The organism is Pseudomonas viridiflava (assembly GCF_900184295.1).
In the GTDB taxonomy this organism is placed as follows: domain Bacteria; phylum Pseudomonadota; class Gammaproteobacteria; order Pseudomonadales; family Pseudomonadaceae; genus Aquipseudomonas; species Aquipseudomonas viridiflava.
Genome location: NZ_LT855380.1, coordinates 1,692,015 through 1,718,732 on the forward strand (window position 1 = coordinate 1,692,015; position 26,718 = coordinate 1,718,732).

The 26,718-nt window shown below is 60.7% G+C and carries 21 protein-coding genes and 4 tRNA genes; 13 read left to right on the top strand and 12 right to left on the bottom strand.

What is annotated here, in order from left to right; all coding sequences use genetic code 11:
* Nucleotides 1-229: 229 nt before the first annotated feature.
* Nucleotides 230-1,441, bottom strand: a complete 1,212-nt coding sequence (locus CFBP1590_RS08020) for a pyridoxal phosphate-dependent aminotransferase (RefSeq protein WP_029243889.1) — start codon at nt 1,439-1,441, stop codon at nt 230-232.
* A gap of 191 nt (nt 1,442-1,632) precedes the next feature.
* Between CFBP1590_RS08020 and msrB the strand changes: the two genes are divergently transcribed.
* Together msrB and CFBP1590_RS08030 are read left to right on the top strand one after the other, a co-directional pair.
* Nucleotides 1,633-2,028 (top strand): peptide-methionine (R)-S-oxide reductase MsrB, encoded by a 396-nt coding sequence (gene msrB / locus CFBP1590_RS08025; RefSeq protein ID WP_029243890.1) that lies wholly within the window; start codon nt 1,633-1,635, stop codon nt 2,026-2,028.
* Between the two features lie 128 nt (nt 2,029-2,156).
* Nucleotides 2,157-2,642 carry a glutathione peroxidase gene (locus tag CFBP1590_RS08030; RefSeq protein WP_029243891.1) on the top strand — a complete coding sequence of 162 codons (486 nt, stop codon included), beginning with the start codon at nt 2,157-2,159 and terminating at the stop codon, nt 2,640-2,642.
* On the opposite strand, the gene CFBP1590_RS08035 is transcribed toward CFBP1590_RS08030, so the two are convergent.
* Entirely contained in the window at nt 2,639-5,002 is a 2,364-nt protein-coding gene (locus CFBP1590_RS08035) for a hybrid sensor histidine kinase/response regulator (protein WP_029243892.1), read from the bottom strand. The two genes, CFBP1590_RS08030 and CFBP1590_RS08035, sit on opposite strands and share 4 nt — an antisense overlap.
* Nucleotides 5,003-5,091: 89 nt before the next feature.
* Between CFBP1590_RS08035 and CFBP1590_RS08040 the strand changes: the two genes are divergently transcribed.
* Nucleotides 5,092-5,982 carry an ATP-binding protein gene (locus tag CFBP1590_RS08040; protein WP_088234806.1) on the top strand — a complete coding sequence of 297 codons (891 nt, stop codon included), beginning with the start codon at nt 5,092-5,094 and terminating at the stop codon, nt 5,980-5,982.
* Entirely contained in the window at nt 5,979-6,461 is a 483-nt protein-coding gene (gene msrC / locus CFBP1590_RS08045; protein ID WP_043304246.1) for a free L-methionine (R)-S-oxide reductase MsrC, read from the top strand. The genes CFBP1590_RS08040 and msrC overlap by 4 nt, the downstream gene beginning before the upstream one ends.
* A 415-nt stretch (nt 6,462-6,876) precedes the next feature.
* Here the strand turns inward: msrC and CFBP1590_RS08050 are convergent, their stop codons facing one another.
* On the bottom strand, nt 6,877-7,635 hold the full coding sequence (locus tag CFBP1590_RS08050) for a hypothetical protein (RefSeq protein ID WP_080665300.1): 759 nt from the start codon (nt 7,633-7,635) through the stop codon (nt 6,877-6,879).
* 285 nt (nt 7,636-7,920) lie between these two features.
* On the opposite strand from CFBP1590_RS08050, the gene CFBP1590_RS08055 reads away from it, so the two are divergent.
* From CFBP1590_RS08055 to CFBP1590_RS08070, 4 genes are all read left to right on the top strand, one after another.
* A tRNA-Glu gene (locus CFBP1590_RS08055) sits at nt 7,921-7,996 on the top strand.
* A gap of 2 nt (nt 7,997-7,998) precedes the next feature.
* A tRNA-Gly gene (locus CFBP1590_RS08060) sits at nt 7,999-8,074 on the top strand.
* Nucleotides 8,075-8,173: 99 nt separating this feature from the next.
* Nucleotides 8,174-8,249 (top strand) — tRNA-Glu (locus tag CFBP1590_RS08065).
* 3 nt (nt 8,250-8,252) lie between these two features.
* Nucleotides 8,253-8,328, top strand: a tRNA-Gly gene (locus CFBP1590_RS08070).
* 60 nt (nt 8,329-8,388) lie between these two features.
* On the opposite strand, the gene CFBP1590_RS08075 is transcribed toward CFBP1590_RS08070, so the two are convergent.
* Nucleotides 8,389-8,814: a cupin domain-containing protein gene (locus tag CFBP1590_RS08075; RefSeq protein WP_029243896.1), complete on the bottom strand. Its 426-nt coding sequence runs from the start codon at nt 8,812-8,814 to the stop codon at nt 8,389-8,391.
* 224 nt (nt 8,815-9,038) lie between these two features.
* Entirely contained in the window at nt 9,039-9,761 is a 723-nt protein-coding gene (locus CFBP1590_RS08080) for a pirin family protein (RefSeq protein ID WP_029243897.1), read from the bottom strand.
* A gap of 251 nt (nt 9,762-10,012) precedes the next feature.
* Here CFBP1590_RS08080 and CFBP1590_RS08085 point away from each other — a divergent pair, with 251 nt between their 5' ends.
* The gene (locus CFBP1590_RS08085; RefSeq protein ID WP_029243898.1) at nt 10,013-10,963 is read left to right on the top strand and encodes a GlxA family transcriptional regulator; all 951 of its coding nucleotides are present in this window, start codon (nt 10,013-10,015) and stop codon (nt 10,961-10,963) included.
* Nucleotides 10,964-11,086: 123 nt separating this feature from the next.
* Nucleotides 11,087-12,595: an ATP-binding protein gene (locus CFBP1590_RS08090; protein WP_050575462.1), complete on the top strand. Its 1,509-nt coding sequence runs from the start codon at nt 11,087-11,089 to the stop codon at nt 12,593-12,595.
* Here CFBP1590_RS08090 and CFBP1590_RS08095 read toward each other — a convergent pair.
* The 3 genes from CFBP1590_RS08095 to CFBP1590_RS08105 all read right to left on the bottom strand — a co-directional run bounded on the left by CFBP1590_RS08095 (nt 12,575) and on the right by CFBP1590_RS08105 (nt 17,434).
* Nucleotides 12,575-15,346 carry an ATP-binding protein gene (locus tag CFBP1590_RS08095; RefSeq protein WP_088234807.1) on the bottom strand — a complete coding sequence of 924 codons (2,772 nt, stop codon included), beginning with the start codon at nt 15,344-15,346 and terminating at the stop codon, nt 12,575-12,577. The two genes, CFBP1590_RS08090 and CFBP1590_RS08095, sit on opposite strands and share 21 nt — an antisense overlap.
* Nucleotides 15,347-15,408: 62 nt before the next feature.
* The gene (locus CFBP1590_RS08100; protein ID WP_032632626.1) at nt 15,409-15,846 is read right to left on the bottom strand and encodes a helix-turn-helix domain-containing protein; all 438 of its coding nucleotides are present in this window, start codon (nt 15,844-15,846) and stop codon (nt 15,409-15,411) included.
* A gap of 160 nt (nt 15,847-16,006) precedes the next feature.
* Nucleotides 16,007-17,434, bottom strand: a complete 1,428-nt coding sequence (locus CFBP1590_RS08105; protein ID WP_088234808.1) for a mechanosensitive ion channel family protein — start codon at nt 17,432-17,434, stop codon at nt 16,007-16,009.
* A gap of 117 nt (nt 17,435-17,551) precedes the next feature.
* Here CFBP1590_RS08105 and CFBP1590_RS08110 point away from each other — a divergent pair, with 117 nt between their 5' ends.
* Entirely contained in the window at nt 17,552-18,460 is a 909-nt protein-coding gene (locus CFBP1590_RS08110) for a LysR family transcriptional regulator (protein WP_088234809.1), read from the top strand.
* Between the two features lie 251 nt (nt 18,461-18,711).
* Nucleotides 18,712-20,994 carry a molybdopterin guanine dinucleotide-containing S/N-oxide reductase gene (locus tag CFBP1590_RS08115; protein WP_088234810.1) on the top strand — a complete coding sequence of 761 codons (2,283 nt, stop codon included), beginning with the start codon at nt 18,712-18,714 and terminating at the stop codon, nt 20,992-20,994.
* Here CFBP1590_RS08115 and CFBP1590_RS08120 read toward each other — a convergent pair whose 3' ends face one another.
* The 4 genes from CFBP1590_RS08120 to CFBP1590_RS08135 all read right to left on the bottom strand — a co-directional run bounded on the left by CFBP1590_RS08120 (nt 20,995) and on the right by CFBP1590_RS08135 (nt 25,571).
* Entirely contained in the window at nt 20,995-22,170 is a 1,176-nt protein-coding gene (locus tag CFBP1590_RS08120; protein ID WP_088234811.1) for an acyl-CoA dehydrogenase family protein, read from the bottom strand.
* Nucleotides 22,171-22,210: 40 nt separating this feature from the next.
* The gene (locus CFBP1590_RS08125; protein ID WP_088234812.1) at nt 22,211-23,200 is read right to left on the bottom strand and encodes an ABC transporter substrate-binding protein; all 990 of its coding nucleotides are present in this window, start codon (nt 23,198-23,200) and stop codon (nt 22,211-22,213) included.
* Between the two features lie 182 nt (nt 23,201-23,382).
* On the bottom strand, nt 23,383-24,966 hold the full coding sequence (locus CFBP1590_RS08130) for a rhodanese-related sulfurtransferase (RefSeq protein ID WP_088234813.1): 1,584 nt from the start codon (nt 24,964-24,966) through the stop codon (nt 23,383-23,385).
* Nucleotides 24,966-25,571: a cysteine dioxygenase family protein gene (locus CFBP1590_RS08135; RefSeq protein ID WP_162876794.1), complete on the bottom strand. Its 606-nt coding sequence runs from the start codon at nt 25,569-25,571 to the stop codon at nt 24,966-24,968. The genes CFBP1590_RS08130 and CFBP1590_RS08135 overlap by 1 nt, the downstream gene beginning before the upstream one ends.
* Before the next feature lie 206 nt (nt 25,572-25,777).
* Here CFBP1590_RS08135 and CFBP1590_RS08140 point away from each other — a divergent pair, with 206 nt between their 5' ends.
* Entirely contained in the window at nt 25,778-26,683 is a 906-nt protein-coding gene (locus CFBP1590_RS08140) for a LysR family transcriptional regulator (protein WP_029242321.1), read from the top strand.
* Nucleotides 26,684-26,718: the final 35 nt, after the last annotated feature.

Genomic DNA, 26,718 nt, shown 5'->3' on the forward strand with positions numbered 1-26,718 from the left:
TGCCGGGTATATAAGGTGATGCCTGCCGCTATTCAACAGAGGGACTATTTCAAACTGTGTCCTCTGGTCTGATTCGATGGTAATCCCGGGAACCTGAACGGCGCCTGAGCCATAGCCCCCGACCTCGCAGCGGATGAACGCTGAAAAACGACCGGGTCAATTCAATGCATAAATAAAATGCCCCGAACAGGTCGGGGCACGGTGCAAAGGCATCACATACAGTGATGGCCTATTGGCGATAACTCTTCAGGAAGTTGCCGATGCGGCCAATGGCCTGCTCCAGCTCGTCCACCCGAGGCAGGGTTACCACGCGGAAGTGATCCGGCCACGGCCAGTTGAAGGCGGTGCCCTGCACAACCAGCAGTTTTTCCGACAGCAGCAGGTCCAGCACGAATTTCTCGTCGTTGTGGATCGGGCAGATCTTCGGGTCGATGCGCGGGAAGGCGTACAGCGCTCCCATAGGCTTCACGCAGCTGACGCCTGGAATGTCATTGAGCAATTCCCAGGTACGGTTACGCTGCTCCAGCAGGCGGCCCGGCGGGAGGATAAGGTCGTTGATGCTCTGGTAGCCGCCCAGTGCGGTCTGGATGGCGTGCTGGCTCGGCACGTTGGCGCACAGACGCATGTTGGCCAGAATGTCGATGCCTTCAATGTAGCTCTGTGCGTTGTGCTTGGGACCGGAAATCGCGATCCAACCGGAGCGGAAGCCTGCGACGCGGTACGACTTGGACAGGCCGTTGAAGGTCAGGCACAGCAGGTCCGGTGCCAGTGATGCGGTGCATACATGAACGGCATCATCGTAGAGAATCTTGTCGTAGATCTCGTCGGAGAACACCACCAGATTGTGCTGGCGAGCCAGCTCCAGCATGCCCAGCAGCACTTCTTTCGAGTACACCGCACCCGTCGGGTTATTCGGGTTGATGATCACCATGGCCTTGGTGTTTGGCGTGATCTTGGCCTTGATGTCGGCCAGGTCCGGCCACCAGTTGGCCTGCTCGTCGCACAGGTAGTGCACCGGGTTGCCGCCGGACAATGCGACCGCAGCGGTCCACAATGGATAATCAGGCGCCGGGACCAGCACTTCATCGCCATTGTTGAGCAACGCCTGCATCGACATCACGATCAGTTCGGACACGCCGTTGCCCAGGTAGATGTCCTCGATGCCGACACCTTCGACCTGCTTCTGCTGGTAGTACTGCATCACGGCCTTGCGGGCGCTGAACAGGCCTTTGGAGTCGCTGTAGCCCTGGGCGGTCGGCAGGTTGCGGATCACGTCCTGCAGAATTTCGTCCGGCGCCTCGAAACCAAACGGTGCCGGGTTGCCGATATTCAGCTTGAGGATGCGATGGCCTTCCTCTTCCAGGCGTTTGGCGTGCTTGAGCACCGGCCCGCGAATGTCGTAGCAGACGTTAGCGAGCTTGTTCGATTTGCTGAACTGCATGGTGATGATCCCGAAAATGGACGAGCTGTTGCTGACTTGCAATTGAAGGTCGCTGCACGAAACACGATGAAATGGATTTGTGCGCGACAAACGCGGGTGCCAGACTGACGCCTGACCTGGCGCAATCATACGTGCCACCTGATCTGCGGAAAAGATACAGATCAGGCTTTTTCAGTATTGGAGGTGTACCCGTGGAAAAGTTTGAGAAGACGCTCGAAGAGTGGAGGGCGATGCTTGACCCCGAGCAGTACAACGTCTGTCGCCTGAAAGCGACCGAACGTCCTTTCAGCGGCAAGTACAACGATACCAAGACCGATGGCGTCTACCGTTGTGTGTGCTGCAACGAAGCGCTGTTCGACTCTGCAACCAAGTTCGATTCAGGCTGCGGCTGGCCGAGCTTCTACGCGCCTATCGAAGACAGCGCCGTGGTGGATGTGCGTGACGTCAGTCACGGCATGATCCGTACCGAAGTGGTCTGCGCCAAGTGTGACGCGCATCTGGGGCATGTGTTTCCGGATGGCCCACCGCCGACCGGTCTGCGTTATTGCATCAATTCGGTGTGTCTGAACCTGAAACCGCGCGCATAACGACGGTGTGACGGGCGGTCGCTGCGCTTATCGGGTTTGATCAGCGTCGGAAATTGAAGTGCACGCCGCTCGATTGCACGCTAACGTCATGGGTCATATCGCGATCCCCATTAGCCTGAGGCACTGTCATGAGCGAAAACCTGCTGAGCATCCCGTGCACCACCATCAAGGGTGAGCAGAAAACCCTCGCTGATTTTGCCGGCAAGGCCGTGCTGGTGGTCAATACCGCCAGCAAATGCGGTTTCACGCCGCAGTACAAAGGACTGGAAAAGCTCTGGCAGGATTACAAGGATCAGGGCCTGGTCGTGCTTGGTTTTCCCTGCAATCAGTTCGGCAAGCAGGAGCCGGGAGACGAGGGCGCCATTTCCGGGTTCTGCGAGCTCAACTACGGCGTCAGCTTCCCGCTGTTCAAGAAGATCGACGTCAATGGCGATCAGGCGCATCCGCTGTTCGTGCAGCTCAAGAAGCAGGCGCCGGGACTGCTGGGATCGGAGCGCATCAAGTGGAACTTCACCAAGTTTCTGATTGGCAAGGACGGCAAGCTGGTCAAACGTTTTGCGCCGCTGACCAAGCCTGAAGAGCTGACCGGGGAAATCGAAGCGCTGCTGCGTTAGACGTTCTGATCAGCCCGTTCGGTGATCGGAATCCACTGGTCCAGAATGCTCACCAGCTCGGCTCGTCTGAAGGGCTTGGCAAGGTAGTCGCTCATGCCTGCGGCCTTGCAGCGCTCACGTTCGTCCGGCATGGCGTTGGCGGTCAACGCGACGATGGGCAGGTTGGGCCAGCGGCCGCTGCTGCGGATCTGCCGACTGGCCTCATAGCCATTCATGACCGGCATGTTGCAATCCATCAGCACCAGATCGAAATCGTTGCGCTCCAGTTCCTCCAGCGCTTCACCGCCGTGACTGCTGACCACCACGTGGCAGCCCAGTTTGGCGAGTATCCCCTTGGCCACCAGTTGATTCACCGGATTGTCTTCCACGAGCAGGATCCGCGCCGGACGTCGTATGGTCGGATCCGGTAATGCCTGGGCCTTCGCACCGTTTTCTTCATGAGCCAGCACACGGCGTAGCGTGTGATAGAGCGCATTTCTGGCCAGTGGCCGGGCCTGTTGCTGAAGGGGCGCCAAGGCGCTCACCTGTTCGCCGGGCATGAAATTGCCGTAAGCGGTCACCAGCAGAATGGGCGCGGGCGTCGCAGGTCGAATGGCGAACAGGCATTCAGGGCAGTCGGTGATCACCAGATCGGGGCGGGTATCAAGTTGCAGTGGCTGGGCGCGATCATCAATGCTGCGTCGCTCCACGTCCACCCCCCAGCTCGGCAGCAGATTGCCTAGCAGCTCCACCAGACCGCTACCTGCGGAACTGATCACCATCACCCGGCCCTTGAGCCGGGCGGGGGGTATGGCCTCGATGTGCACGGGCAGCGGCAGCTCCGCGCAGAACTGGCTGCCAAAGCCCGACCTGGACTGAAAGGTCAGGGTGCCATTCATGGCCTGACACAGGCTGTGGGTGAGCGACAGTCCGAGCCCGGTGCCGCCATATTGCCGGGTGATGGCGGCCTCTGCCTGGGTGAACGGCTGAAAGATTCGAGTCTGGGCTTCCTGCGCGATGCCGATCCCGGTGTCGCTTACCTCGATCTTTACCCGGTTCTCCCGGGTCTGAGGATCGATGGAATGGCTGAGTCGCACATCGACTCGCCCGAAGCGGGTGAACTTGAGCGCGTTGGACAGCAGGTTGCTGACGATCTGCCTGACTCTGGTCGGGTCGCCGGAAACCATGGCCGGGAAATCCGGCGCAATCAGGCACGTCAGTTCGACGCTGGGCGCTGCGTTCTGAGACAATAGGTTGGCGGTGTCCTCGACCAGCAGGCCCAGGTCGAACGGGATGCGTTCGATCTCCAGATGCCCGGCGTTGAATTTGGACATGTCGAGAATATCGTTGAGCAGTTCCACCAGCACCTTGCCCGAGTCATGGGCAATCAACAGCTGCTGACGCTGCTCGGCCGTCAGCGGTCCGTCCAGCGACAGTGCGAGCATGCCGAGCAGGCCGTTGAGTGGCGTGCGGATTTCATGGCTCATGTGCGCCAGAAACGCCGAGCGCGCATGCGCCATATCGAGCGCGGTGCTGCGTGCAATCTGCAGTTCCTCGTTGGACTGGCGCAGTCGGATGTTGCTGGTGCGCAATTCGTTGGTGCGGGCCGAGACGATGCTTTCCAACTGGTTCAGGTGATCGGTGAGGCGATCCTCGGCTTCGCGGCGTCGGGCGAACTCGCTGGTCACGGTCTCGATCTGGCGGTTGAAGGTTTCGACCAGTACGCCGATCTCATCCTGCTCATGATTCGGCGGGCAGGTGATCCTTGAGCGCTGCGGACTGCGCGGATCGTGACTGCTCAGCTCGCGGATCAAGCCGACCAGGGGTTTGGTGAGTGTGGCGTAGAACAGAATCGTCAGAATGGCGGCCAGCGCCAGGCTGCGTACAAAGCCGTTGAGCAGGGTGATTTCGGCGCGCTGCATAAAGTGGCTGCCGAAGGCGAAGGTGTCGACGGTCAGGTACAGCGTGCCGATGGTTTCATTCGGCAGATGATCCAGTTTCAGCTTTTCTTCGAACTGACGGCTCTCGCCGAACATCCAGTCACTGAGGACGCGGTAGCGACCGGTCGCCATCGGGCGTTCGACGCTGGACAGCACCATATTATTGTTGTCGGTCAGTCTGGCGCTGACCACGGCGGGCGAACGCAGCAGGCCCAGGGTCAGTTCCTGGGCCAGTTCGGCATCGATGTTGTAAGCGATGCGCGAGGCAGGGTTCTGGATGATTTCCAGCAAGGAATTGATTTCGCGATCGATGGATGCGTCTTCGCTGGCATAATCGATGGCGATCTGAAACAGGCTGAGCAAGGTTCCAAGCGCAAAGCCGATCAGTACGGCAAGACGCGCCTGCTTGAATGAAAGCCTGTTGTTGAGCCTTATATCCATGAATACTAACTGCCACTTCGGGTGCCCGGTGCCGGGCAAGCATAGCTGATCGGGGCAGGTGATCAGTCAGTTAAATATGAGGAGAAACCGTGGATTCGCGGATGAATGCATTTCTTGAGCGCGCAGACGCGGTGCTTGCACGTCTGGAGCCTTTGTTGCCAGCGCTGCGCGAGCCGGTCGACTGGACGCAGGCGCTGGCCGCACGCTGGGTGCGTGAAGGGCGTAGCGGCTACCTGATGCCGCTTGAAGTCAGCCTCGACATGCGCCTGTCCGACTTGATCGGCGTGGATTTGCAGCGTGACCAACTGGGCCGCAATACCCGCCAGTTCATCGACGGGCTGCCGGCCAATCATGCGCTGTTGTGGGGCTCGCGCGGCACCGGCAAGTCTTCGCTGATTCGCGCGCTGCTGGCCGAATATGCAGCGTCGGGCCTGCGTCTGATCGAGATCGAGCGCGATCACCTGGGTGACTTGCCTCGTGTCGTGGAGCAGCTGCAGAAGTTGCCACAACGCTTCGTGTTGTTCTGTGATGATCTGTCGTTCGAGTCGGGCGAGGGTGATTATCGGGTGCTCAAGAGTGTGCTCGATGGTTCGCTGGAGCAGGCACCGGATAATGTACTGCTCTACGCCACCTCGAACCGTCGCCACCTCGTGCCTGAAAAGGAGAGCGACAATGCCAACTGGCAGCAGGTGGACGGAGAGCTTCATCCGAGCGAGGCGGTGGAGGACAAGATTGCCCTGTCCGACCGTTTCGGGCTGTGGTTGTCGTTCTACCCCTTCACGCAGGATCATTACCTGAATGTCGTCGAACACTGGATCACTCAACTGGCGCTGAAATCCGGTCTGAGCTGGCAGCGCGATGAGGATCTGGACAAGGCCGCGGTCCGCTGGGCGACCGGACGCGGTAATCGAAATGGTCGCTGTGCCTACCAGTTCGCACGTTACTGGGTGGGCCTTCAATTGCTGGAGCAACACACATGATCAATCTGCAAGACACGGGCGCAGGCCTGGACGGTTACAACCTGCTGACCGCGCAACTGGAAGCCTTACTGGCGGACGAGCGCGACTTCATCGCCAACGCCGCGCAGTTTTCCGCTTTTCTGTACACCCAGATCGATGACCTGAATTGGGCGGGCTTTTACCTCAATCGCAATGAAGAGCTGGTTCTCGGGCCGTTTCAGGGGCAGGTCGCCTGCGTGCGAATTCCCTTTGGACGTGGTGTGTGCGGCGCAGCGGCGCAGACCCGGCAGACTCAGAGGGTCGAGGACGTGCACAGTTTCGCGGGTCATATCGCCTGCGACAGCGCCTCGAACAGCGAACTGGTCGTGCCGTTGATCAAGGAGGGAAAACTGGTGGGCGTGCTGGACCTGGACAGCCCGAGCGTGGGGCGTTTCAGCGAGGTGGATCAGGCGGGTATCGAGCGTCTGGCGGCGATCTTTCTGGCGGCGACCGACTGCTGAGTGTGTTGGGGTAGACGCTCATAATCTGGTGGGAGGCCCCACCACGTCTTCGACGTAGCGCTGTCGCGCAGCAAACAACTGACCGTGGGAGGCGGCTTGCCGGCGATGCGGTCGACGCGGTTTGTCAGGACCATCGCGTCATCGTTCATCGCGGGCAAGCGCGCTCCTACAAAAAAAGCGTTCCTTCAGTAAGTTAAAGGTTGTTTGATAAGATGCAGCTTGCCGGCGATATGCCGGGAACCGGCAGCATACGGTGTATCAGATGTAATCAGGGGCTGCTGCGCAGCCCATCGCTGCCGTCGTAACCTCCGAGAGCTCCCACGCCCTCCGGGCAGAAGCAGGCGTGCGTGCATTTTCAGCAAGTCAGTTGCATGCAGTCTCACCTGGCTTTGTCAGGGGCAGAGGTGCCAAGTCATCAATCGTAGATGACTTTCTTCTTCCATTCCGATTCGGTTTCGTCAGCCTTCAGGCCTTCGGTCAGTGCGTTGTCATCGTCGGCAGACGGGGCAGTATTGGTCAGGACCATGGAGTTGGCGCGGGCCAGTTGCTTTTCCATCGCCAGCAACTGCTGCTGATAAGTGACCGGGTCCGGCTGGTTGCGCAGGTACTGCACGCCGCGTTCGAATGCCAGACGCGCCTGGCCTGGCTGGTCCTGGGACAGGGCCATCTGACCGAGGTTATTGAAGAACTCGATATGCAGGTTCACCAGAATCGTGCGGATTTCACGGATCCAGTGCTTGGCTTCGCTGGTCTGCAGGAAACCGTCGTGGGCAGCGCGGGTCACCTGACCATGCAGCGCTTCAAGCAGGAAGCGCACGTCCTTGGCCTTGGCTTCGGTCTGGATCGGCGTGACAGGGTTGGTCACTTCGATGCGGTCGCCCTTGGCAACCTGCTCTTCAAGTTCGGCAATGCGGCTCTTGAGCTGGGCGTTGCCCTTTTCCAGCGCCAGCATGCGCTGCACGACGTTCAGCTCCAGGCGGGTCAGCAGCAGCTTGAGTGCCGGAGACATCAGTTGGCCCGGAAACACTTCGGTGATCTCGCCGCAGCGGCGCAGACGATCATTCAGCTCGACCTTGGTGCGTGCCTTGTCCAGTTTGCTGTTTTCAGCGACGTGGTTCAGATAACCGATCGCGATCAGCACAGCGATACCGGCTATTACCATCAGCGTGATCATGAGTGGAGTCACTGCGCAAACCTCAATTGTTCAAGTAATTTTGCAGGGAGTGTAGTGGCTAAGCACTACTGCGCATAGATGTGCCTGTCGGACTTTGTCATATCGCTTCTATTATAGGTACATAATCGCAAACCGCCGGTCGGTGCCCTGAACCGGGTCGAAGTCGTTGATTTCAATAAATTTTCAGAATGGGGTTGACGACCCCTCAAACCATCCATAGAATGCGCGCCACTTACAGCGTAAAGCACACAGCGAAGCGCAATAAGTAGTGAATGTTGTACGTGTGTCCCCTTCGTCTAGTGGCCTAGGACACCGCCCTTTCACGGCGGTAACAGGGGTTCGAGTCCCCTAGGGGACGCCATTGCGGGAATAGCTCAGTTGGTAGAGCACGACCTTGCCAAGGTCGGGGTCGCGAGTTCGAGTCTCGTTTCCCGCTCCATTTTTAAGCAGCCTTGCTTCACGGCAGGGTTGAGTGAAACCAGAACCTTCTTCGGATGAGTTCTGGAACTGGAACATACACCATGATGTTTCAGGCAGTGTCCCCTTCGTCTAGTGGCCTAGGACACCGCCCTTTCACGGCGGTAACAGGGGTTCGAGTCCCCTAGGGGACGCCATTTGCGGGAATAGCTCAGTTGGTAGAGCACGACCTTGCCAAGGTCGGGGTCGCGAGTTCGAGTCTCGTTTCCCGCTCCAAATTCACAAAAACGCCGCTCAACAGAGCGGCGTTTTTGTATGCGCGTTTTAAGCCCGGTCTCAAGCCTGTCGTTCAGCCAGCAATGCATCCAGCTCTGGCATCAGGGTCACGCTTTCCTGTTCGTTGGGATCGGTGCGGGCGATGAGGGCGGTGGCTTCATGTTCCTTGCTCAGGTTGTACGGCACATGCGGCATGCCTGCGGGAATGTAGAAAAAGTCGCCTTCCTCCACTGTTGCGTGTTTCTCGAGCGCTTCGCCGTACCAGCACCCCGTTCCGCCTTTCAAGGCATAGATGGCGGTCTCATGCTCCTGATGTTTGTGCGCCTTGCCTTTGCCGCCAGGCGGGATGGTCAGCAATTGCATGTGAATATGTCGTGCACCAGCGCTTTCGGCTGATATCCCGACCTGATAATCGAGGCCCTGCTTGCCCTGGTAGGTCGCAGCGGGTTTCAACAGCACGCAATCCTGTTGACGGTCGTGGGGCATGGTCAGTCCCTCTGGGTGAGAGTGAAAGTTTGATGGTGGCTGAACGCTTACAGTTATACGCATTGTTCGGAGCGTGAATCAGGCGTGTAAGGGCATCAAGTGAAACAAAGTAACAAGTATGTCCGACACTTGTATGCCTGAAGTGTGGCGTACACAGAAACGCCGTCCAATGAGACGGCGTTCTGCAGGTTTCGTAGCGCTCTGCCCGGCAAGGCGTTCAGGCATCAAGGCATCTGCGGCAGTTCGTTGGGCCGCAGGTCGAACACCAGCACCTCGGCATCCACCCCTTGAGTCAGGGTAATGACCTGTTCATCACGCAGACGCACACCGTCACCTTCGCCAAGCGCCTGGCCGTTGAGGACCACGCTGCCGCGTGCAACGTGCACATAGGCATAGCGATTGGCGGCCAGTTCAAGCGTGGCGGTTTCGCTGCCATCGAACAGACCAGCATATACACGGGCATCCTGGCGGACATTCAGCGCGCCGTTTTCGCCATCGGGCGAAATGATCAGTTGCAGGCGACCGCGTTTCTGCTCGGGGCTGAAATGCTCTTGCTGATACTTGGGAGTGGCACCGCTGACATTCGGTACGATCCAGATCTGCAGAAAGTGCACGCCTTCGGTTTGCGAGTGGTTGAACTCACTGTGCGCCACGCCGCTGCCGGCACTCATCAGTTGCACGTCACCGGGACGAATCACCGAGCCGGTACCGAGGGTATCCTTGTGTTCCAGCGCGCCTTCAAGCACATAGGAGAAAATCTCCATGTCGCGGTGCGGGTGCTGTCCGAAGCCTTTGCCAGCGGTCACACGGTCGTCGTTGATCACCAGCAGGTCGGAGAAACCCTGTTCGTTCGGGTTGCGATAACTGGCAAACGAGAAGGTATGAAAGGATTTGAGCCAGCCGTGATCAGCTGCGCCACGGTTGGAAGCTTTGCGAAGAGTCAGCATGATAGTTTCTCCATCCAGATGTCGACGCTGCAGATTCAGGTATCGACCAAGTGAGATGAAGGTTACTGGTTATCTGTCGGTGCAATAAGTAGCTGAAAGACGAATGACTGTCTCGCTGTGGTTGACAGTCGCTCAATCGACCGTTCCTGCCTGCATAACCTGGGTCTGATCCCGACGCATAGTCCCCATCGCCTGCGATCTTCGCCATAATGCGCCCCTGACCTTTACTCTTTTCAAGTGACGTCTCATTCATGAAAACCGTAGCAATGGTCCTGTTCCCGGAATTTCTTCTGCTCGACATGGCAGGCCCCATGGAGGTGTTTTCCATCGCCAACCGCTATCTGGCGCTGGAAAAGCACTACCAGATAAGCACCGTCGGCACGCAACACGGAGCCATCCGGGCATCCAATGGTGTTCGGGTGATGGCCGATGCTCACCTGGAGCAGGTTGCTGGCAGTCATGATCTGCTGCTGGTACCCGGCGGGCCGGGAGCCTATGACGACAAACATCAGCCGCTGGTGGACTGGTTATTGAGTGCCAGGGAGCAGGCAGGTTGTATCGGCTCGATCTGCACGGGCGCGTTCATTCTCGGCGAGGCAGGTCTGCTGGATGGCCACCGGGTGACGACTCACTGGCATTACACCGAACGTCTTATCAAGCGTTTTCCCAAGGCCATCGTCGAGACCGATCAGATCTATATCAATGACCGCAACCTGCTGACCTCCGGCGGGGTCACCGCAGGTATCGACCTGGCGCTGGCAGTCGTAGCCAAGGATCACGGCAAGAAAGTCGCGCAGGACGTCGCCAAGGTATTGCTGGTACTGATGAAGCGCCAGGGTGGTCAGGCGCAATTCAGTCCGTTGATGGGCGCTGTCGCGACCAACGAGACGGCCGTTACTCGGGTGCAGAATTACGTGCTGGAGCACTTGGACGAGTCATTCAGCGTCGAGCGCATGGCCAATATGGCCAACATGAGCGCCCGGCATTTCGCCCGGCTGTTCTCCCGCGAAGTGCAGATGACGCCCATGGAGTTTCTGCAGAACGCCCGTATCGATCGCGCCAGAAGCCTGCTGGAAGTCAGTGACCTGCCGCTCAAGACGGTGGCTTACCGAAGCGGCTTTGGCAGCGTGCGGCACATGCGCTTTCTGTTCGGTGAAAAGCTGGGGCTGACACCCAGCCAATACCGCGAGCAGTTCAGTTAGTTTCGGCCCAAACGCCGGGGTGTCCGTATCCAGCATCGCATTGACCGTGTGACTCCCCCCGGAAAACTTGTTCCGTCTTCATTGCCTGCCAAGATGAATAGGATCTATTCAGAAGGTGATGCAATGGACTGCCAGCCCAGGCGTTTCAGCCAGCCAGACACATCTAATCAAGCCCAAACGGCCCACGCAAACGACGTGCTGCGGTTCGGCCCCTACGTATTTCACGTGCGTCAGCGCCAGATCCTGCGCGACGGTGAACCGTTGCGTCTGGGTGGGCGTGCACTGGATATCCTGCTGGTCCTGATCGGACACGCCGGTGAAGTGATCGACAAGGAAGCGTTGATCGCACAGGTCTGGCCTGATTCCTTCGTCGAAGAGATCAACCTGAGGGTGCAGATTGCAGCCTTGCGGCGCGCGCTCGACGATGGGCAGCGTTATATCGAAACGTTGCCACAGCGCGGGTATCGTTTCGTGGCACAGGTTCATAAGACTTCGACGTCTGAAAAAACCGAGCCCGTCCATGTCCCCAACAACCTGCCGGTACGCCTCACCCATGTCATGGGGCGCGATGATGTGGTGGGCAAGCTGGTTCGACAGCTGCCTGCAAAACGCTTCATCACGCTGACCGGCGCGGGAGGCATCGGCAAATCGACCGTGGCCTGCCGCGTAGCCGAACGTCTGGTGTCGCGCTATCAGGATGGCGTGTGTGTCATCGATTTCTCGGCGGTGAACAGTGAGCAGATGCTGGCCGGTTGTCTGGCCGAACTCTTGAAGCGGGACGGCGAACCTTGCCTGTCGAGCCTGTCCAGCGAACTGGCACAGGGGCGTCGTCTGTTGATCGCCGACAACTGCGAAGCCCTCGACGAAGGCTGTCGGCAGTGGCTAGGCGCGCTGTTGGCGCAGTCCGATGAACTGGCCATTCTTGCCACCAGTCGACGACCGCTGGACCTGCGCAACGAATCGCTGTTTCCACTGGAGCATTTGACCGTTCCGCCTGCGTCCGCGCAGATCAGTGTCGAGCAGGGCCTGGCTTATCCGGCGGTGCAGTTGTTCGTCAGTCGTGCCCAGGCCGGCCAGCAGGGTCTGGTCCTGCGGGACCGTGACATGAACGTCATCGGTGACCTTTGTCGCAAGCTCGATGGCATCCCTCTGGCACTGGAGCTGGCGGCAGCGCAGGTCAATACCTTTGCATTGGCGGGTCTGCAGGCTCGTCTGGATCAATGCATTCAGTGGCTGACGCAGGGACGACGCACGGCTGTCGCCCGTCACCAGTCGCTCAGGGCTTCGCTTGACTGGAGTCATCAGCGCCTTAGTCCGCGCGAACAGGCGGCACTGCGTCGTCTGGCAACCTTCGATAAGGCTTTCACGAGCGAATCCGCAGTGGATGTCATCGGGTGTGACGGGCTGGAGGCGCAGTCGGTTCGGGAGGCGCTCGTGCAACTGGAGCGTCATTCGGTGCTATGGAATGTGCCCGGCGCCGGGGTTTTGCGTTACCGGCTTGCGCACACCACGCGGCTGTATGCGCTGGAAAAGCTTGAAGACGCTGGCGAACTCCAGACATTCACGGCGCGCCACGCCCGTCACGTCAACTTGCAGCGTTTGCTGGCAAAGTCAGTACAACTGGTCGAGTAGCGCGCGTGCCGCCAGCAGGTCCGGCGTGGCAAATCCTTCGCTGAAGCGGGCATGAACCGGTGCCAGCAGGATCCGGGCCTGCTGCTCCTTGCCCTGGCCCTGCCACAGGCGCGCCAGTGATGTCGCACTGCGCAATTCCCACGCCAGCGCGTGCTGGGAGCGCGCCACCTCCAGGGCTTGGAGCAGCAGCGCCTCCGCACCGTCCTCATCATGCGCCTGCAACGTTTCGGCCCGGCACCGCAGCATCTCTGACGTGCACCAGCCTGCCAGACCTGCCTGAGCCCGCTCCGTCAACGCCAGGTCCACTAGGCCGGGGCGCAGCGTGACCATGATGTCCCGAATCAGACCTGAGCCCTGAGGCTGATCGTCTGACATGGCTGGCTCGCTCAACAACTGCTCATACAAGCCTGCCCAGCGATAAAACAGCAGCACCGAGTGCTTTTGGGCCTGTTCCTGCAGCAGTTTCACTCGTTCGCCTGCCACCTGGATATCACCGTTGTAGAGCGCAATGGCGCAACCGGCCAACGCCAGGGTGTAGCAGATGGACGCGCCGTGGTTGATCTGTAACGCAATCTCCAATGCTTGAGTGGCCGTGCGTGCGGCCTGCTCAGGCTGACCCTGCATCCACAGAATGCGCGCCAGCAAGGTCAGGGACGCAACGCTCAGGTCGTACTGAATGCCGAAGCCTTGCGTAAAGCGATTCAAATGACCGTTGTGTGCCATGTGCTGGATGACCTGCTCGGCGTCTCGCCTGGCCTGCCGCTGGTCACCGTTGTAATGCAGCGCCAGTGCGCGCAGACGTTGGGCGCTCAAACGCAGCGCTTCGTTGGTGTCCAATCCCAGACGGTTGAACTGGCGGCTCTGCTCGATCGTTTGCGGGTAATGACCGCTGCACAGGTTGACAGCCACCAGACCGGAAATCGCCTGCAACTGCCCCGCCAGATCGCCGGCCTGTTCCGCTAGCACCTGCGCGGTGCTGAACGCTTCCACGGTTTCCGGCGTGCTGCCAACGGTGTGGTAACAGAAATTGCCCTGCGCCAGCTTCAGGATCATTTTCAGGTCCAGGCAGGGCAGGGGATTGGCGTCCAGGAGCATCAGCGCCCTGCGCACGTAATGGCCGTGCTCCTTGAGCAGCGACAGCTCCTGCCAGAGCGGCGCCGACTGCGCCACGAGGCGAATGGCGACAATCTGCGGGACGTCGGCGCCCAGCCCCCAGGCCAGCGCCGAGCGGATGTCTTCGAGGATACGGCTGTAGCGGTCGATCCACTGCGCGGTGGAGACCTTTTCCCAGTCTTGCCGCGCCTGTTCCATAATGGCCAGACAACGTCGCGCATGTCGTTCCTGGGTGGCAGGCAGTTCATGGTGAACGCGCAGTTTTTCCAGCGCGTAACGACGCGTGGTGTCGAGCAGGTGATAGAACACCTCGTCATCGCCGACTTCCACGTTCAGCAGGGATTTGGCCACCAGTTGCGTGATGGCGTTGAACACCTCGTAGGTCGCCACCGGCTGATCGGTAATCACCGCAGCGGCCGACTCCAGCGAGAAGCGGCCCTTGAAGATCCCCAGTCGTTGCAGACAGTTCTGCTCGCACGCGCTGAGCATCTGGTAGCTCCAGTCCAGCGTAGTGCGCAGCGTCTGATGACGGGTCATCGCATCGGACGGGTCGTCGCTGTGTTCCCGACAACTCTGCTGCAGATGCTCCAGCACGCCGCTCAGGCGCAGGTTGCCGACTTGCGCGGCGGCAAGCTCGATGGCCAATGGGATGCCATCCAGCCGCTGACACAGCTCGATGGCCAGCGGCAGGTTTTCATCGGTCAGCTCGAACTGCTCATGACTGGCCATGGCCCGTTCGACGAACAGTTGCAGGGCCGCAAAGCCCATGGCGGACGTGCGGTCGCTGTCCGAGGGCGGGCAATCCAGCGCATCCACCCGTTGCACGAACTCGCCTTCAGCCCTTAGAGACTCGCGGCTGGTGGTCAGGATATGCACGTGCGGCGCGCTGCGCAGGATGCGCTCACTGAGCTGCGCGATGGCATCGATCATGTGCTCGCAGTTGTCGATCACCAGCAGCATGTGTCGCCCGCGCAAATACGCGGCCATGTGATTGACGGGCTGCTCGTCAGGCAACGACAGCTCCAGCAATGACGCCAGGTGCGGGACGATCACCGCAGGGTCGGTCAGCGGTGCCAGATCGAGCAGGCGGATGCCATCGCGGTAACGGTCGATCAACTGTTCGGCAACCCGCAGGGCGGTGGTGGTCTTGCCGATGCCGCCGGGGCCGACCAGGGAAATGAATCGGTGCTGCTGCAACTGACTGATCAGGCGTTCGACCAGTGCTTCCCGGCCCAGCATGCGTGCGCGCCGCATGGGCAGATTGTGATGGGGCGGGGTATTCATCCAGGCATCCGGCGCGTTTTCGCTATGTTCCAGGGTAAACGGTGCGACAAAGCTGTATCCGCGTTGCGCGACTGTCACGATGTAGCGTTGTCCGGCCTGACCATCGCCCAGCGCTTTGCGCAAGGCAGCCATGTGCACACGCAGGTTGCCGTCTTCGACCACGGTTCTGGGCCAGACCCGGTTTATCAGGTGCTGCTTGCTGACCACGTTTCCGGCGTTTTCCAGCAGCACCAGCAGGATGTCCACGGCGCGCCGACCCAGCCGCAACGGTCTGTCGGCTTCAAGCACCAGACGCTGTTGCGGATAGATGCGATAAGGGCCGAAACGCATGGCCTGCTCGGTGAGGACGGTCAACGGTCTTTTCCAGTTCGGAGGGATGAGGAAGTCTGCGTGCAGCGTAGCTTAACGGCTGACGGTCACGACGCGGACATCCCTTCACCCTGGCCTGCATTTCTCGCATGTCCGCGCCACGTGAAGGGGTTGATGCCCTCGGCGCGGGAGAAGATATGCGAAAAATGCGATTGATCACAGAAGCCGCACTCCTGACTGATCTGGGTCAGGCTCATGGCGGTGTGCTGAATCAGACATTTGGCACGCGCCAGACGCTGCTCGCGGATCCACTCCTGCGGCGAAAGCCCGGTGCTGCACTTGAAGGCGCGGGAGAAGTAACTGCGCGACAGGGCGCAGGCCCGTGCCAGCTCGGCCACCTCGATGTTCTCACTCAGGTTGTCGCGAATCAGCTGCTTGGCCAGACGTTCTCGCCAGGGCGACAGTCCACCGCTGTTGCGGACCGGTTTCTCGCTGTTCAGCGCGTCAGGGCAAAGCTTGCAGGCATAACTTGAATAGTGGGTCATGGCAAATGTCCGTGGTGGGGTGAGCTTTCCATGGGCAAGAATTTGCGCAGAGGCCGCTATTCTTGATTTCCGCGAGCCGTACTGACGAGTTAATCGTTGTTAATTCCGGGCTGTCCGAGTGGTGGCTAACTGATTGCGCGACAGCTCTGCCACGGTCATCTCAACGGCTTTGCAGCCAGCCGAGGAAGCCGCCTTTTCTGACCTGCGGCGGACGGGCCAGCAGGATCGAATGGCTGTTCTTCTGACGTACCGCCTGCAGCTTGTGCAGAGCAGTATTCACCTGGCTGGATTGCGTCATGCAGGCGCGGGCGATGTCCTTGTCGATGCGATAGACGATGCTGGAAGTCAGCGCGGTGAAGCAGGCTTCGGACGGCGTGTCGTCCAGCAGACCCTGTTCGCCCAACACTTCGCTCGGTCCCATGCGACCGGCCTCGACGCGTTGCTCGCCATTGACCACGGCCGCACTGATCACGCCGGTGGCGATCACGAACAGGCCGTCGGGCACCTCGTTCAGGTCCAGCACCACCTGACCTGCGGCGTACTGCTGGGCAGTCATGTGCTGGGCCAGTTGATCCCGCTCTTCCTCGCTGAGCGAACGGAACACTTTCACTTCTTCCAGCAACGCACGGGCCCGCGAGGCTGGCTCGACGACCGCGTCGGGCTGACGAACGATTCCGGCCGCTTCCAAGTGGCGGTGGGCGAGGTCGAACAACTGGTTGCGCACTTCGCCTTTTTTGCTCAGGTCGGCGATGAAGCCAGTGGCCACGTATTCCGACATGCTGTCTCCCGACGCATGCAGCACGGCCTTTGGCGCAGGGCTCAGCAACAGGCTGCTGCTGCCCTGCAGGGTGCGCTCCAGTGCGTCGAGCACGCGGCGTGGTCGAATGTGGGTCGGCACCTGAATGCTGATCGAAACGCCGTGCATGTTGGTCGGGCGACTGAGGTTGACGATCTTGGCCTTGGCCGCCACCGAGTTGGGCACCACGGCGGTGCTGCCTGCGTGGGTCAACAGGTGCGTGGCGCGCCAGTCGATGTCGAGCACCTTGCCTTCGACGCCGTCGATCGACACCAGATCGTCCACTTGGTAGGGCTTGGTGGTGTTGAGCACAATCCCGGAAAACACGTCGCTGAGTGTGCTTTGCAACGCCAGACCGACGATGATCGCCATCGCGCCGGACGTTGCCAGTAGGCCCTTGACCGGCAGTTCCAGCACATAGCCTGCGGCCGCCACCACGGCAATCAGGAACACCAGCGCGCCGATCACGTCCTGCAACAGGCGTCCGCTGTGTCCGATGCGGTGCATCAGCGCCAGACCGATCAACACGGTCAGCACCCGCGCGGTGTAGACCCACCAGAGAATCGCCAGTGCCGTCGCGCCCAACTGGATCACGCTGTCATCCGGCCAGGACGGGGCCTGCAACGGGCTGATCCCGGCATTGATAATGATCGTGCTGAACGCCAGAAACAGCGCCAGCCGGATGCTCACCTGCGCCACCCTCTGACGCACCGGGGCCAGGTGCCAGATCAGGACATCGGCCAACAGCAGCAGGGCGCTCCAGAGCAGGGGATGGCTCAATGACTGATGCATGGGATGACTCCACAGAACGTTGGGAATGGGCTGTTGGCCCTGTGGACACAGACTAATCAGGTGCTGAAATGCGAAAAAGCGGTTATAAAGCGTTTAACTGTCAACCAGGTCGTGACAATGAACCCTTTTGAAGACATGCGTATCTTTTGCCAGGTGATGGAGTCGGGCAGCTTCACGGCGGCCTCCGACAAGCTGGGGCTGTCCAAGCAGTTCGTCAGCAGGCGGCTGATGCAACTGGAAGAACGGCTGGGCGTGCGCCTGCTGAACCGCTCGACGCGGCGGCTGGACGTCACCCCGCTGGGCCAGAGCTACTACGAATCGGCCTTGCGTCTGCTGGCCGAAGTCGAGCAGGTGGAGCAGGGCATCACAGGTCAGAACAGCGAGCCGCGCGGCACCTTGCGCCTTAGCGCGCCGCTGTCGTTTGCCGTGGCGCATCTGGGCTGTCTGCTGCCGCTGTTCCTGCAGCGCTACCGCGACGTTTCGGTGGAAGTGGACCTGAGCGACCGCCCGGTGGACCTGCTCAGCGAAGGCTACGATCTGGTGCTGCGCATCGGCGTGCTGGAAGACTCCAGCCTGATTGCCCGGCGAATCGCGACCATCGACCGGGTCTACTGCGCCAGTCCTGCTTATCTGGCCGAGCGCGGCACGCCGGAAAAACCCGAGGATCTACATGCTCACGACTGCCTGCCGTATGGCCATGGTCGTCAGGTGCAATGGCGTTTTCAGGGCGCAGGCAAACCTTTTAGCCTGAGCGTCAGCGGGCGGATGCGGGTCAACAATGGCGAGTTGTTGCGCGATGCGGCGGTGGCAGGGCTGGGCGTTACCTACCTGCCGACCTTCATTGTCGGCGCGGCGCTGCGTGACGGCAGCCTGGTGCGTGTACTGGACGAGCTGCGCCCCGAGCCGCTGACCCTGTCAGCGGTGTATCCACAGCATCGCCAGGCTTCCCGGCCGGTACAGGCCTTCATCGAGTTCCTGCGCGAGCGGCTGGACTCTGGCATCGACCTGGATGACCGTCAGGGGTAGTCAGCATACTGATCGTTCCGCACGCTCAGCGCTCATCTTTATACACAAGTCCGCCTCGACACTGATCGTGCCCATCGCGTAGGAACGATCAGTGTGATCTCAAGCACGCCGATCATGCCCATGCTTGTGCTCAGCGTTATACCCGAGTCTTGCTGCGACCACGGACTGTGGTAGGCGGCTGTCTGCCACGGATTTTGCATCCGAGTCTGGAACACGATAAACATCACTCAAACCCAAGGAGTCCGCCTGACATGAGTCTGACCTCGCTGCACTGGGGCGTTTATCGTCCGCAGGTCGTGAACGGCAAGCTGCAAGCCTTGCAGCCTGCCGAGTGGGATAAGGATCCTTCGCCCATAGGTGACTCAGTGGCGGCAGCCATTACCTCGCCGACGCGAGTCATGCGGCCCGCCGTGCGTCGAAGTTTTCTGGAGCAGGCGGGCGGGCAATACGAGTTGCGAGCTGAGCTGCGCGGGCAGGAGCCCTTCGTTGAGGTGTCGTGGGAAGTTGCACTGGATCTGGTCGCCCGTGAGCTGAAACGGGTCAGGCAGGCGCACGGCAATCAGGCGATTTTCGGCGGCAGTTATGGGTGGGGCAGTGCCGGTCGCTTTCACCATGCGCAAAGCCAGCTGCACCGTTTTCTAAACTGCATCGGCGGCTATGTGTCCAGCACCGACAGTTACAGCCTGGGTGCCGGACGGGTGCTAATGCCGCATATCGTCGGCAGCATGGACTGGCTCCTGGCGGCTCACACCTCATGGAAAAACCTTGCCGAACACTGCGAGCTGTTCGTCGCGTTCGGCGGGCTGCCTGCCAAGAATGCCCAGACCAGCCCCGGCGGTGCAACGGATCACCTGCTGACCGACGCGCTGCAAAAAATGTCCGACGCGGGTGTGCAATTCGTCAACGTCAGCCCGCTGCGTGAGGACCTTGCAGGCCCTGCGCAGATCCAGTGGTTGCCTGTCAGGCCCGGCAGTGACACGGCCCTGATGATGGCGCTGTCTTACGTACTGATCACCGAGAACCTGCACAACGAATCGTTCGTTCAACGCTACACCGTCGGCTATGAACGCTTTCGCGATTACCTGCTCGGCCACACCGACGCTCAACCGAAAAGCCCGGACTGGGCCGCAGCGCTGACCGATATTCCCGCACAACAGATTGTCGAACTGGCGCGCCGGATGGCCAGCAAGCGCACCATGATCAACGTCGCCTATTCGTTGCAGCGTTCGGTTCATGGCGAGCAGCCATTCTGGATGACCGTAACGCTCGCCGCCTTACTGGGGCAGATCGGCCTGCCCGGTGCGGGCTTCGGCCTGGGCTATGGCTGTATGAACAACACCGGCAGCGGCCGCAAGGCGTTCTCCGGGCCGCGCTTTTCCCAGGGCAGCAACCCGGTCAAGGCGTTCATCCCGGTGGCGCGCGTGACCGACATGCTGCTCAACCCCGGCACCCCGTTCGATTACAACGGCCAGCGCCCTACCTATCCCGACATCAAGCTGGTGTACTGGGCTGGCGGAAACATCTTTCACCACCATCAGGACCTCAACCGACTGTTGGAAGCCTGGCAGCGTCCGCAGACCATTATCGTTCATGAGCAGTTCTGGACTGCGCAGGCCAAGTACGCCGATATCGTGCTGCCCGCGACCACCGCACTGGAGCGAAACGACATTGGCAGCTCGGCGTCCGACCGGTTCATGATTGCCATGCAGCAGGCCATAGAGCCAGTCGGCGAATCCCGTGACGACTATGCAATCTTCTCCGGCGTGGCCGAGCGCATGGGCCTCGCCGAAACCTTCACCGAAGGCCGTGATGCCCAGACCTGGCTGCGATTCATCTATGACGACTCGCGCCAGCGTGCCGAATCGTTTGGCATTGCGCTGCCTGCGTTCGACCAGTTCTGGCGTGATGGTCTGCTGGAAATCGATTTTCCCGAGGCCGATAACGTGCTGCTCAAGGCCTTTCGCGATGACCCCGATGCCCATCCTTTGCCGACGCCTTCCGGACGCATCGAAATCTTTTCCGAGCGCATAGCCGGGTTTGGTTATGCAGACTGTCCCGGCCACCCGGTGTGGCTGGATAAACCTGCGCCTGCCTTCCCCTTGCACCTCCTCTCCAACCAGCCCAGGACCCGGCTGCATAGCCAATATGACCACGGCAGCTACAGCCGTTCTTCGAAGATCCGTGAGCGCGAGCCGCTGACCATGAACCCGAAAGACGCGCAGGCACGCGGGATCGTCGGGGGCGATGTGATCAAGGTCTTCAATGAACGCGGCGCGTTTCTGGCCGGGGTGATCGTGTCCGACGGTATTCGACCCGGCGTGGTACAGATCGCGACCGGTGCGTGGTTCGATCCGCTGGTGCGGGGCGAGCGGGGCAGTCTTGAAAAGCACGGCAACCCCAACGTCATCACGCGAGACGTCGGTGCGTCGAGCCTGTCCCAAGGCTGCTCGGCACAGACGGCGTCGGTTGAAATCGTCAAATGGGATCAGCCGCTGCCATCGGTCACGGCGTTCGAGCCGCCACCGATGGTGTGATCAGACGCCGGCGTTGCGTGCTGCGAAAGCGGCCTTGCCGACGCCGATCAGCACGGCATCGTTCTGCGGCGTGTGAACCCGGCCGCACAGTACGTTGCGGTAGTGGCGCTGCAACGGGTTGCTGCGCGACAGGCCGGGATTGCCGGATGCTTCGATGGCCAGCTCCACGGCGCGTATCGCATTGCCGGTCACCAGGTATTTGAGCTGACCCGCGTGCTGAGTCGGCGTCAGGCCCTGGGCCGCTGCGTCCAGCAGGCTGCGGTTGGCGAACAGCAGGGTGTCGATGTGGCCAACGGTCTCCTGAAAGCGCGGCAGCGTCGAAAGCGCTGCGCCAAGGTTGGAGGGCTTGCGTTGCTCCAGCCAGTCCACCAGCCAGTCGCGGGCGGACTGCGCGATGCCGTCGTAGACCGATGAAAGCAGCACCGACATCCACAGCATGCTCGCTGGGTCCAGATCCGACTTCGGTGCGCTCCACGGGCTGACACTTACCGCATGCTCCAGCGGCACCAGCACATTGTCGAAACGTATCTCGTGGCTGTTGGTGGCGCGCATGCCCAGATGATCCCAGTCTTCGATGATCTGAATGCCGGGCGTGTCCTTGTGCACCAGCCAGGTGCCCACCAACGGGTCTTCGTCATCGCTGCGCCCCCACACGGCAAACCAGGTCAGGCCATGGCTGCCGGTGGAATAGATCTTGGTGCCGCTGATGCGCCAGCCTTCGGCGGTACGACGGGCGATGGTGCCCGGCAAACCGCCACGTGCGGGCGTGCCCAGATCCGGCTCCACCCGCAGGGCATTGATTAGCGCACCTTCACGGACCGCTTCCTCGCCGACCCGCACGCGCAGGTCCCGGGGCCAATTGACGTTGTCCTGCAGGCGGGCGTGTTGCAGGTACTGCATCACCAGAATCAGCGCCGTGGAAGGCTCGCCTCTTGCGACCGCACTGATCACCTGCTGTGCCTTTACCAGATCCGCGCCGCCACCGCCCAGTTCGGTCGGTACGACGAGACCCAACAGGCCATGCTCGTGCAGCAGACTGAAATTGGCGTGCGGAAAGTGCGCGGTTACGTCGTAGTGCTCAGCCGTTTCGGCGAGTGTCGCGGTCAGGCTGTTCAGTCGAGCTTCAAACGTTGCGACCGATTCGGGCAGTAGCCGACGGAGGGGAGAAGGGCTCATGCGGGATCCTTTCGCGATGGGACGGGATTGAAGGTGCTGATCATTGGCTGGCCGCCTGTGCGACCTGGGGCCGCGCCGCGTTGAAGCTCTTGTCGAAGCCTGTCGAAACGTCGATCGGCTTGCCGAGAATGCCTTCGGCCAGATACGTGTCAGCCGTGGCTTGCAGGCCTTGAATGATCCTGTCGTCAATCAGCGTGCGCTGCATTTGTGTCGCCTTGGCCACCGACAGGTGCACCTCAAGCGGCAGACCGGTGACCCTGGCCTGTGCGGCGGCATATTCCTCGGGGTGCGCATTGGTCCAGTTGAAAGCACGTTCGACCCGTGCGACAAAGTCTTCCAGCTGCGGACGCTTACCCTCGATGGCCTTGCTGGTCGCAGCCAGGTACAGGTGATTGCTCAGCAACTCGCTGCCGCTCACCAGCACCCGTGCATCGCTCTGGCTGATGGAAATAGTGGTGTAAGGATCCCAGGTCGCCCAGGCGTCGGCCTCGCCGCTGTCAAGCAGCAGCCGCGACTCGCTGGGCAACAGGTTGATGAAGGTGACGTCGCTGGTTTTCAGCCCCGCCTCATGCAAGGCGCGGATCGCCAGATAGTGGCCGATGGAACCGCGCCCGGTCACGATGCGCTTGCCCTTGAGGTCGGCGACGGTCTTGATCGGCGAATTCTTTGACACCAGCAGGGCGGTGGTGAAGCGGCCCTGTGCATGGGTGATGCTGACCACTTTCAGTGGCGCGCCCGCGCCCAGTGCAAACACGTAAGGCGCATCGCCCAAGGCGCCAATGTCCACCGCACCGGCATTCAGCGCCTCGCCTAGCGGCGCAGCGGACGGGAACTCGGAAAACTGGATGTCATAGGGCACGTCCTTGAGTTCGCCGGACACCTGCAGCAGGATTTTGAGCAATGACTTCTGGTTGGCGACCCGCAATGGCGCAAGGTCTGCCGCCAGTGCCTGCTGACTGGCGAGCAGGCTCAGCAATGTGACAAGCACCAGGCTTTTAAGGGAAGAGGCTGATTTGAAGAAAGGCAGCATGGAAGAAGGAACTCCGTCATCAGTAAGATGGATGCATCAATCGACTTCACACTGATCGTTCCCTACGCTCTGCGTGGGAATGCCTCTCGGGACGCTCTGCGTCCAGGCGTACCCACGGGATATCTACGATCAGTGTCGAGGCAGGCTTGTATGAGCGCAGGCGCGATCAGGTGTTTAACGTCTCAGATCACGTGAAACCCATGCGTCCCATCGCGCCCCAGTTGTTCGACCAGACCGAACTCCCAGTCCAGATACGCCTGCATCGCGGCCTTGGGTGCGTCGGTGCCTTCATACGGGCGGCGGTAACGGTCGATGCGCGCTGAGGCCAGGCGGGTTTCGCCGTGTTCCAGCGCAAACCCGGCCTTGACCCAACTGGCCGTGCCGCCTTCCAGCACGAACACTGGCCTGTTCGTCAGGGCCTCGACGTCGGCGGCCGCGAAGCGCGCCAGACGGCTGCTGCCACAGGTCAGCACATAGCGCTCGGCGGCGGGCACCTTTGCCAGTGCCTGTTCGAGATCAGCTCGCAGGCACCACCAGGCGCCGGGGATGTGCTGCTTCACGTAGTTGGCGCTGGTGGTGAAGTCCAGCACCGCCACACCGCCGTGGGCCTGCCAGTCGGCGAGGGTTTCGGCACTGATGAACTCCACCTGTGCAGGCGCCGGGAAGGGCGCGTCCCAGTCGCCCAGCTCGGAAAAGTCCTGCGCCTGCAGGCCGTCGATCACCGACACCTCCCAGCCCAGTTGTGCCAGCCAGGAAGCCGACATGTTGGCGCGCACGCCGTCGTCGTCCACCAATACGATTCGTGCACCACGCACGCTGGCGTAATGATCGGTTTCCTGCACCAGTTGCCCGCCGGGCGTCGAGCGCGCTCCGGGCAGATGCCCCTTGGCAAATTCCTCTGACGTACGCACGTCGAACAGGTAGGTGGTGCGCGACGTCTCCCTTTGCCAGCCTTGCAGATCAAACAGACTGGCGCGCTTTACGCCTGCGCGGTCGGCCACGTTGCGGGCGTCGGCGCTGGCCGTGTTACGGGTCTTGTCGCTCACGTCGGCGAAGCGCCGGTTCTGACCATGATCCAGCGTCTGATCGGCGAGCAGCCAGCCGATGGTGCCGTTGCGCAGCGCATGGACCTGATTGGGCAACCCTGCATTGATCAGCGACTGGGTGCCGATGATGCTGCGGGTACGGCCTGCGCAGTTGACGACGATCCGGGTGTTCGGGTCCGGCGCCAGTTCACGGGCGCGCAGCACCAGTTCCGCGCCCGGCACGCTGATGCCGCTCGGGATGCTCATGGTCTGGTATTCGTCATAGCGCCGCGCATCGAGCACCACCACATCGGCCTGGCTGTCGAGCAGCGCCTTGACCTCTTCAGCGGCCAGCGACGGCGTGGCACGCTGATGTTCCACCAGTTCGCCAAACGCCTTGCTCGGTACATTGACATCGATGAACAGTTCACCGCCGGCTTGGCGCCAGCCCTGCAAACCGCCTTCCAGCTGCTTCACGTCGCTGTAGCCCAGAGCCTGCAAGCGTTGCAGAGCGATATCGGCCAGGCCTTCGCCATCGTCATACAGCGTCACGGCGGTGTCGCGACGCGGGATGCGTGAGAACACCTCCAGCTCCAGCTTCGACAATGGAATGTTGGCTGCGAACAACGGATGCGCCTGCGCGAAGGGCGCTTCTTCGCGCACATCCACCAGCGCCAGTTCCTGACGGTCCAGCAGGGCCTGGCGAATTTCGGCAAAGGATCGGGTTGGGTGTGTGCTCATCAGGCGTGACTCCCTGTCGGTTGTGCTTGAGATGGGGGTGGGGCGGGATTGGAATAGCCGGAAATGAAAAGTTTTTCGGTGCCGTCCAGCTCGTAGACTGCGCGCTTCACCTGACCGATGTCGGCGCCGTACACATGGATGCTGATCGAAACCTGATCGCTGAAGGCGTTGCTGACCTGATGGACATCGTTGCGCTGCGGCAACAACGCTTCAACCTGGCCCGGCACCAGACGCACGCTCGGACCCTGCCGCTCAAGGCGCCCGTCATGGCCGCGCACGTAACCCTGAGCGTCTTCCGCGCCGCGCAGCATGCCGATCAGCCCCCACACACGATGGTCATGAATTGGCGTGCGCTGGCCCGGGCCCCAGACAAAACTCACTACCGAGAAGCGCTGCTGTGCATCGGCGTGCAGCAGAAATTGCTGGTAGCGAGTCGGGTCGGGAACAGCGAACTCGTCAGGCAGCCAGTCGTCATGGCTGACCAGTTGCGCAAGCAATCGGCTGCCGCGATGCAGCAGATCGGTTTCGTGGGTGTCGCTGCCAATCAGCTCGGTCAGCGCGTCGATGAAGGCCCCGAGTCGTTCGGGGTGTCGGTTCTGAGTCATGTCCATTCCAGATCAGCGTCAGGTATGGATCGATATAAGCATAATGCGATTGTTTAATATGCTATTTTTTTATGATTAGGATATAACGAAAACGTCTTTCACTGGCCAGGGTTCAGGCTTATGTTGGAAGCGCGGACTATCCATGAACGCCCATTGGCACTATGCTTTTTGCCTATTTTCCTCTTATATTTTTATGTGCGGTCCGAATGAAAATTGATGATATCGATGCGTTCGTTGCGGTGATTCGCTGCCAGTCGATCAGCCATGCAGCTGAATCGCTGGACCTGACCCAACCGGCCATTACGCGCCGGGTGCAGAATTTCGAGCAGGCCCTGGGTGTTGAGTTGTTTGATCGCAATACCAAACCGCTCAAGCCCACGGCCATGGGCGTTCAGGTCTATCAGAAATGCCTGGCGATTCTGCGTGAAATGGATGCGCTGCGTGAGCTGGTGGCCAGCGATACGCCGCCCAGCGGTCTGCTGAGACTGGGTGTGCCACAGACCATCGGTGACGTGGTGCTGCTGGATGCGCTGAAGCAACTGCGGGGCGAGTTTCCCGATTTGCGCGCACAGGTGAGCACCGGCTGGGGCAGCTATCTGATTGGCAAGATCGAGAACGGCGAACTGGATGCGGCCGCCGCGCTGTTCCCGGCCGGCAAGATTTTCCCGGAAAACATCGTGGCGCAGTCCATTGGCCGAATGGAGCTGGTCGTAGTCGCCGCCAGGGACACGGTGCCGAAAAAGCCCGGCAAGCTGGCTGACTGTTACCAGCAGGGCTGGGTGCTGAATCCCGACGGCTGCGGATTTAGGGCAGGCCTGCAACGCACGCTGTCCGATCAGGGCCTGAGCATGAAGGTCAATCTGGAAACCTTCGGCACCGAGTTGCAACTGGGCCTGGTCGCCGACGGCATGGGGCTGGGTCTGGTGCCGCGTCCTTTGCTTGCGCGCAGCATTCATCGCGATCAACTGGCCGTCGTGCCGTTGAAAGACTTCAAACCGGTGATGGACCTGTGGCTGTTCTACCCACGTTTCCTCGGTAACCTGCAAGGGCCGGTGGATGCGTTCGGCGCGCTGGTGGCGCAGTCGCTGGAACAGGTTTCGGCTGCTGCCTGACGGGCATCACCGGCAGGCATGACTGCCGGCCGGTG

Bases quoted from the DNA above. Each gene is read 5' to 3' on its own strand.
- CFBP1590_RS08020 (WP_029243889.1), bottom strand. From the start codon at position 1,441: ATGCAGTTCAGCAAATCGAACAAGCTCGCTAACGTCTGCTACGACATT.
- CFBP1590_RS08030 (WP_029243891.1), top strand. From the start codon at position 2,157: ATGAGCGAAAACCTGCTGAGCATCCCGTGCACCACCATCAAGGGTGAG.
- CFBP1590_RS08035 (WP_029243892.1), bottom strand. From the start codon at position 5,002: ATGGATATAAGGCTCAACAACAGGCTTTCATTCAAGCAGGCGCGTCTT.
- msrC (WP_043304246.1), top strand. From the start codon at position 5,979: ATGATCAATCTGCAAGACACGGGCGCAGGCCTGGACGGTTACAACCTG.
- CFBP1590_RS08050 (WP_080665300.1), bottom strand. From the start codon at position 7,635: ATGATCACGCTGATGGTAATAGCCGGTATCGCTGTGCTGATCGCGATC.
- CFBP1590_RS08075 (WP_029243896.1), bottom strand. From the start codon at position 8,814: ATGCCCCACGACCGTCAACAGGATTGCGTGCTGTTGAAACCCGCTGCG.
- CFBP1590_RS08080 (WP_029243897.1), bottom strand. From the start codon at position 9,761: ATGCTGACTCTTCGCAAAGCTTCCAACCGTGGCGCAGCTGATCACGGC.
- CFBP1590_RS08085 (WP_029243898.1), top strand. From the start codon at position 10,013: ATGAAAACCGTAGCAATGGTCCTGTTCCCGGAATTTCTTCTGCTCGAC.
- CFBP1590_RS08090 (WP_050575462.1), top strand. From the start codon at position 11,087: ATGGACTGCCAGCCCAGGCGTTTCAGCCAGCCAGACACATCTAATCAA.
- CFBP1590_RS08100 (WP_032632626.1), bottom strand. From the start codon at position 15,846: ATGACCCACTATTCAAGTTATGCCTGCAAGCTTTGCCCTGACGCGCTG.
- CFBP1590_RS08105 (WP_088234808.1), bottom strand. From the start codon at position 17,434: ATGCATCAGTCATTGAGCCATCCCCTGCTCTGGAGCGCCCTGCTGCTG.
- CFBP1590_RS08110 (WP_088234809.1), top strand. From the start codon at position 17,552: ATGAACCCTTTTGAAGACATGCGTATCTTTTGCCAGGTGATGGAGTCG.
- CFBP1590_RS08115 (WP_088234810.1), top strand. From the start codon at position 18,712: ATGAGTCTGACCTCGCTGCACTGGGGCGTTTATCGTCCGCAGGTCGTG.
- CFBP1590_RS08120 (WP_088234811.1), bottom strand. From the start codon at position 22,170: ATGAGCCCTTCTCCCCTCCGTCGGCTACTGCCCGAATCGGTCGCAACG.
- CFBP1590_RS08125 (WP_088234812.1), bottom strand. From the start codon at position 23,200: ATGCTGCCTTTCTTCAAATCAGCCTCTTCCCTTAAAAGCCTGGTGCTT.
- CFBP1590_RS08130 (WP_088234813.1), bottom strand. From the start codon at position 24,966: ATGAGCACACACCCAACCCGATCCTTTGCCGAAATTCGCCAGGCCCTG.
- CFBP1590_RS08135 (WP_162876794.1), bottom strand. From the start codon at position 25,571: ATGACTCAGAACCGACACCCCGAACGACTCGGGGCCTTCATCGACGCG.
- CFBP1590_RS08140 (WP_029242321.1), top strand. From the start codon at position 25,778: ATGAAAATTGATGATATCGATGCGTTCGTTGCGGTGATTCGCTGCCAG.